At 44.2% G+C, this 6552-nt stretch carries 5 protein-coding genes; 2 read left to right on the forward strand and 3 right to left on the reverse strand.

Annotation, left to right across the window (positions count from 1 at the left end):
• Positions 1-49: 49 nt before the first annotated feature.
• The 3 genes from VM802_RS00490 to VM802_RS00500 all read right to left on the reverse strand — a co-directional run bounded on the left by VM802_RS00490 (position 50) and on the right by VM802_RS00500 (position 4510).
• Positions 50-2860: a TonB-dependent receptor gene (locus VM802_RS00490; protein ID WP_325526825.1), complete on the reverse strand. Its 2811-nt coding sequence runs from the start codon at positions 2858-2860 to the stop codon at positions 50-52.
• A gap of 231 nt (positions 2861-3091) precedes the next feature.
• Entirely contained in the window at positions 3092-3496 is a 405-nt protein-coding gene (locus VM802_RS00495) for a hypothetical protein (protein WP_325526827.1), read from the reverse strand.
• 183 nt (positions 3497-3679) lie between these two features.
• Complete coding sequence (locus VM802_RS00500; RefSeq protein ID WP_325526829.1) at positions 3680-4510, reverse strand: UDP-2,3-diacylglucosamine diphosphatase; 831 nt, start codon at positions 4508-4510, stop codon at positions 3680-3682.
• Between the two features lie 180 nt (positions 4511-4690).
• Between VM802_RS00500 and VM802_RS00505 the strand changes: the two genes are divergently transcribed.
• Positions 4691-5341, forward strand: a complete 651-nt coding sequence (locus tag VM802_RS00505; protein ID WP_325526831.1) for a DUF47 domain-containing protein — start codon at positions 4691-4693, stop codon at positions 5339-5341.
• Positions 5342-5383: 42 nt separating this feature from the next.
• Entirely contained in the window at positions 5384-6385 is a 1002-nt protein-coding gene (locus VM802_RS00510) for an inorganic phosphate transporter (RefSeq protein WP_325526833.1), read from the forward strand.
• The last annotated feature ends 167 nt before the right edge of the window (positions 6386-6552 follow it).

The following is a 6552-nucleotide window of genomic DNA, read 5'->3' on the forward strand; positions in this document are numbered from 1 at the left end:
TTGATTAACAGTTAAGGTGTTGAGACTATTTACAAGATTAGATGAACGACTATTTAATCTTTGACAGGAAATTGTATTTGAAAGAAATAGTGAACGTAGTTCCCGGCTTCATAGAGCTGATGATGTAATCATGTCCGCTCTTGTAGGCTGTTTTGTCAGTGCCAGGGAATTTGTAATACCAGGCAATGGGTTGTGCAAGGATGTCTGAGATATTCAGTTTCAGCTCACCTGCATTTTTGAACAAACGCTTGCTAACCTGGAAGTCGATTACGTCGCGTGGTCTCTCGTAAGTGTCGAGACCGAGGTTCATACCTCTGAAGCGGAGACGCTGACCAATACGGTTGTACAACAGGTTTACAGAGAAGTTATTATCAGCCGGAGCGTAAGAGAGCCCACTGTTGATCAGGTAAGGCGACTGGCCTTGCAGTGGTGTTTTCTTGCTTCCATCAGCACCTGGCAGATCTACGTTTGAGTAGATATAAGCAGCGTTGGCATAGAACACGATGTTCTCAAATATTTTGTTTTGTCCGATAAAACCCAGTCTTTTACGGAATTCCAGCTCACCTCCAAAGTCAACCGCTTTTATTGCGTTGTTGTAGGAGAGGATATTGTTTCCGTCGTTTGTTTGCTCGATCGGGTTATTGAATCGTTTATAGAAGCCCGATACAGAGATGATCTCACCTGCGCCAGGGAAGAATTCCCAGCGGAGATCTGCATTGGTAGCGGTACTGCGTTTCAGGTTTTTGTTACCTTCTATCAGATATTCAGTATCGTAGTCATAGTACCTGAAAGCCGCCAGCTCCCTGAATTCAGGTCTGTTCACTGTTTGTGAAAAAGAGAGGCGCAGGTTATTCTGTTCATTGAGTGCATAGGTCGCGTTTACAGAAGGTAGTACATCTGTGTTCTCATAGCGCTGATCAGGCTGACCAATCGTTTTGAGTACCTGCGTATAGGATTCAATCCTGGCGCCCCACACGAGGCGTAATGCTTCTGTAAGTTTGTTATCGAACATGAGGTAGCCGGTATTGAGATCGCCGGTACCTTTGTAGTCTTTGTTGTTCAGGTCAATTCTTGCCAGCAGGATTTTATATCTGTCGATATTTTCGTTGCTGAAAATATTATCAACAGTTACCTCTTTCGACAATGGAATATTTGAGTGGGAGAAAGCCGTAGCATAACCCAGCGCAACAGCAGAGAAATCGCGGCTTCTGTATGACTTCATGCCACCGAATTTGAATTTCTGCATCTGTCCGAACAATCTGAAAGGCAGGGAGAAGTTCAGGTTGCCGCTATAGATATTTTCAGTGAGTTTAGTATATACGCGGCCTGCTTCTGTGATGTTGGGGTTGTTTTCGTTGGAGAGAGAGAGCGTATAAAAATCATCACCGGCATATTGCCTGAAAGAAAGAATACGCTGATCGGGCTGGTTCCGGGAAGACCTGCCGTAGGAGAGGTTCCAGTCAATAGCCAGTTTATCTTTTCCGAAGTTGTGCTGTCCTTCCAGTGTAGTGTTGTAAAGGCTGTTCTGCGTAACCTCGTTGTTGTAGCTGATGCGTGGTTGTCCGTCGTTATTATCGAACAGGAGTCCGGATCTGCGTACAAAGCTGTTGTTGTAATCGTTGTTATAAAAATTCTTCAGCGCAATCTTGTTGTTACCGAAGTTATAGGCCAGGTTGAGCACAGCGCCGAGGTTCACGGCTTTTACATAAATATCATCTTTATAGTCAAAGAGATGTTCGGTTACAGTACGCTCGCTGCGTTCGCGGAAATTACGACGATTGTTGTTGCCGTAGTTAACGGAGAAGATATATCCAAACTTGTTGTTGTTCTTCTTTACCTGCCAGCTGTTACCGGTAGATAACTGTATGCCGAATGGCGGGTGACTTTTACCATCTGATTTCCCGGCACTGAAAGTATTGGGAAACTGTTTGGTGATGGCGATTTTATCCGAAGATTCGAGCAGCGTGTAATTATCAGATGCTTTTTTGTAAGCAGATGGCAATGCACGGGAACCATCGTCAAAACCGAGGAAATCATATTTGCCTTTTGGAGGTGCAGCGTAGAAGTCCTTAAAGGTAGTTTGTGTATTGTAACCGGTGCTGAGTTGCAGTTCGAGGAAACGTTGATCCGGGAAGTCTTTTGTGCTCACTTTTACAGCGCCGCCGGCGAAATCGCCCGGCAGGTCCGGAGAAGCGGTTTTGTAGATAGTGATATTATCTATCAGGGATGAAGGAATAATGTCGAATGAAAATGCTTTTTTATCGGGCTCCGTACTGGGCATCTGGGCGTTGTTCATCAGCGTGGTGTTGTATCTTTCGCTAAGACCGCGTACCACTACGAATTTGTTGTCCTGGATGCTGGTACCGCTTACTCTTTTTAATACTTCACCCGTATTTTTATCTGGTGATTTTCTGATAAGATCTGCGGAGATACCATCAGATACGACTGCATTACTTTTCTGTGCAGCGTATAATGCATTGATGGTTTCCTGTTTGAAAGAGCCTCTGATCACCACTTCCTGCAATTCTTTGGATTTAGGTTCATCCATAATTACATTAAGGTATACAGGCGTGGTGGATTTTGCGATTACATCGGAGACTGATTTGGTCTGGTATCCGATGTATTTAAAGTCGATGGTATAGTTTCCCGGTTCTACGGAGAGGGAGTAACGGCCTTCTACGTCAGTTACGGCGCCTTTGGAAGTGCCTTGCACCACTACGGTTACGCCGATCAGTGGTTCGTTTGTTTTTTTGTCAGTTACTTTACCGGCGATTTTCGCGGGGTCTCCGGCGAATACAGCATTTACTAATAACGTGAATACGATTGTTACCCAAAGTTGTGCAGAGAAGATGCCTTTCACAGTACTTTTGTATTTTGTTTTAATACGGTTTTAATCCCGTTTTAATATCGGAGGCAAAAGTATCTGTGCAAAATTATCGCACTGTTAACGGCGTATTACGTGAATGTTAATTGTGGAGGATGTTTAATCGTATACTAACGTATAGGTGTATACGAAAAAAGATAGAGGTACGGGCTCATAGGAATCGATACAGAATAAGGTTTATGATCTGGGTTACACGGACTGATATGGTCAGATAAGATAGGAAGGTGGAGCCTGCCTGTTTTTATTTGTCAGCATATCCAGGGAAATATCCAGCTGGTAGTTACGCTCGTCTTGCCTGTCCTGTGAAGTGGCGGAAGCGATTTGAAACAGGTGCTGGCTTTTATTCATGAATGGCTTGTTGTCCTTATTGCATAGTTCAAGTGTGAAATTGAACCGGTCTTCCAGTTCTTCTTCAAACTCGCGCAAACTCAGCGTTTCATCTATTGGAAATTCTACCAGATTATCTTCGGCAAAGCCCGCATCTTTCAGTGTATCGAATGCGTTTGCGAGGGAATGGCGCACGTACACAGCAACATTACAGGATAACAAACGCTGCATTTGCATCTGCAATAGGGAGATAGTCATTAACGGATGTAACTTCAAAACTTTCATTGCATGTTTATCTTCATTTCCAAATGTGTCAATATGGTCACACTTAATTATTATTACTCCGGCAAACTTAATAGTCTACCTTTAATTTAATATTAAGCACTTGTTATGATTTTGTGAAAATAATATTAAACCCTTAATATATGCAAATATATTAAAATACATTAAACCTGTATGTGCCGGGGGTCAGTTTCCGGGGAAGGTAATTATCTTCGACGCATCCCAGCTGCTGGCAGCGTCGTCTTCATCTTCAGGAAGGACGATTTTTGTTTTGCTTACGGGATGCTGGTACAGGGACCATTGCTGGTGTGAGTATTCGAGAGAGGTAAGACTTTCCACCCAATCGCCGGAGTTCAGATAGGTAACGGATTTATCGCCCACCTGCATGTTTTTGATCAGCGGCTGATGGATATGTCCGCAGCACACTACGTCAAAACCTTTATCCACTGCTATTTCCGCTACGGTCTGTTCAAAGTCGGAAATGAATTTCACTGCGGATTTCACGCCTTGTTTCACTTTTTTGGAGAACGACATTTTCTCGCGGCCCAGCCCTTCGAGGATATGGTTCACGAATCTGTTCAGGATAATGAGCAGATCGTAACCTTTTCCACCTAGTTTGGCGAGCCATTTGGAGTTCTTCATGGTAACATCGTATACGTCACCGTGGAAGAACCAGTGTTTCTTACCATCTACTTCGAGTACGAGTTTGTTATCGATCGTAAAGTTGGCGAGCTCAAAGCCGGCGTACTTGCGCAGAGCTTCATCATGGTTCCCCGTGAGGTAGTATACTTCCGTTCCTTTGCCCATCATCTTGAGGATCTTGCGGATAACCTTTGTGTGTGACTTGGGGAAGTATCGTTTGCTGAATTGCCAGATATCAATAATATCGCCGTTCAGTACCATGATACGGGGATCAATGCTGTCCAGGTACTGAATAAGTTCTTTGGCATGGCAGCCATAGATCCCGAGATGTACATCTGAGATCACGACTATATCTAATGGGCGCTTGTCAGACATTAATTTTAGTATATACAGGCTGTAGGGACCTGTTTCATGAGTATTATTTTCAATACAAAGGAAAAATTGCTATATTACTTTTATATTAATCCAGTGTTAAGGAATTATTAATTCAGGTTTTTTTCTGGCTCCTATTGATTCTGAAAACTATTTTTGCGGCAAATTTTTAAACTCAAACGTATGGGAGGCTTCAATTCTTTTGTTAAACTATTCATGCCGAAAGACCGGGTATTTTATTCTTTATTTGAAGACGTGGCTTCCAATCTGGTGGAAATGGCGCAGGTGCTGAATGAATTGGTTGCAACCAACGATCTGGCTGTCCGCAAGGATAAAGTGCACCTGATCGAGCGGCTTGAGCACAAAAATGACGACTATACCCATCGCATATTTGTAGAGCTGGGACAGAACTTCATCACGCCATTTGATCGTGAGGATATTCACTATCTGGCTGCCACCCTGGACGATGTAGCTGATTATATCCACGGCTCTGCGAAGAGGATGGATCTGTATAAAGTAACCAACCTGAATGAAAGTATCCGTAAACTCTGCGAACTGATACATCTGGGTGTGCTGGAGCTACACAAAGCTATCCCTGAACTGCGTAACATGCAGAACATGCGCGTCATTACTGATGCCTGTGTAAAGATCAACAGCCTGGAAAACCATGCCGATGATATTTACGATATGGCCATAGCCGACCTGTTTGAAACTGAACAGAATGCGGCAGAGCTGATTAAAATGCGTGAAATATACCAGGCGCTGGAAATCGCGACAGATAAGTGCGAAGACTGCGCCAACGTTATTGAAACCATTATAATCAAATACTCCTGATTCCGGAGTGATCTTGTTCTGAACGCATAACGCAGTGACACCATGACATTATTAGTAATTATTTGTATCCTGGCCTTCATCTTTGATTACATCAACGGGTTTCACGATGCAGCCAACTCTATCGCCACAATTGTGTCGACCAAGGTACTTACCCCTTTTCAGGCAGTGCTCTGGGCCGCGGTATTCAACTTTGCGGCTTTTTTTATTGCCAAATATATCATTGGAGAATTTAAAGTAGCCAACTCTGTTGCCAGCTCTGTATTTGAACAATACATCTCCCTGAAAGTGATTCTTTGCGGTCTTGTTGCCGCTATCACCTGGAACCTTTTTACCTGGTGGCTGGGAATTCCTTCCAGTTCGTCCCATACGCTTATTGGAGGCTTCATTGGAGCGGCCGTGACCAGCGCTGGCACACTGGATGTAATCAACTACCACAAAGTGCTGCCTATCGTGTACTTCATTGTACTGGCGCCGCTGATTGGTATGGTGGTGGCCTTTATCATCACCATCATCATTGTGAATATTTGCCGTAAAGCCAACCCCTTCCGTGCTGAGAACTGGTTCAAACGCTTACAGCTGGCTTCTTCCGCAGCACTGAGCCTTGGCCACGGCAGTAACGATGCCCAGAAAGTAATGGGTATCATTGCGGCAGCGATGGTATCTGCGGGATATATCCCTAACCTGAAAGCAATTCCGGACTGGATTCCGCTGGCGTGTTTCACCTGTATTGCACTTGGTACAATGAGCGGTGGCTGGAAGATTGTGAAAACAATGGGTACGCGCATTACCAAGGTAACCCCGTTGGAAGGCGTAGCTGCTGAGACTTCAGGTGCTATTACCCTGTTCCTCACTGAGCACCTGGGTATCCCTGCCAGTACCACTCACGTTATCACAGGCGCCATTATGGGCGTGGGTGCTACCAAAAGGCTTTCAGCCGTTCGTTGGGGCGTGACCGTAAGTCTGCTTTGGGCATGGGTACTCACTATCCCTATCAGTGGGCTGCTTGCAGCGCTTACCTACTTTATAGTAAGCCTGTTCATATAACAGTAATGAACTATAAGAAATATTTCAAAGAGGCTGTATCATAAATAAATGATGCAGCCTCTTTTAATATTACTACCTGGCGGGCATTTATCCACGTTTCTGGTGGAGAAAAATTTTGATTTCCTGCATTTGCTCCCAGAATGATTTCCTATTTTTAATTTATGGCA

Source organism: Chitinophaga sp. (assembly GCF_035538455.1).
In the GTDB taxonomy this organism is placed as follows: domain Bacteria; phylum Bacteroidota; class Bacteroidia; order Chitinophagales; family Chitinophagaceae; genus Chitinophaga.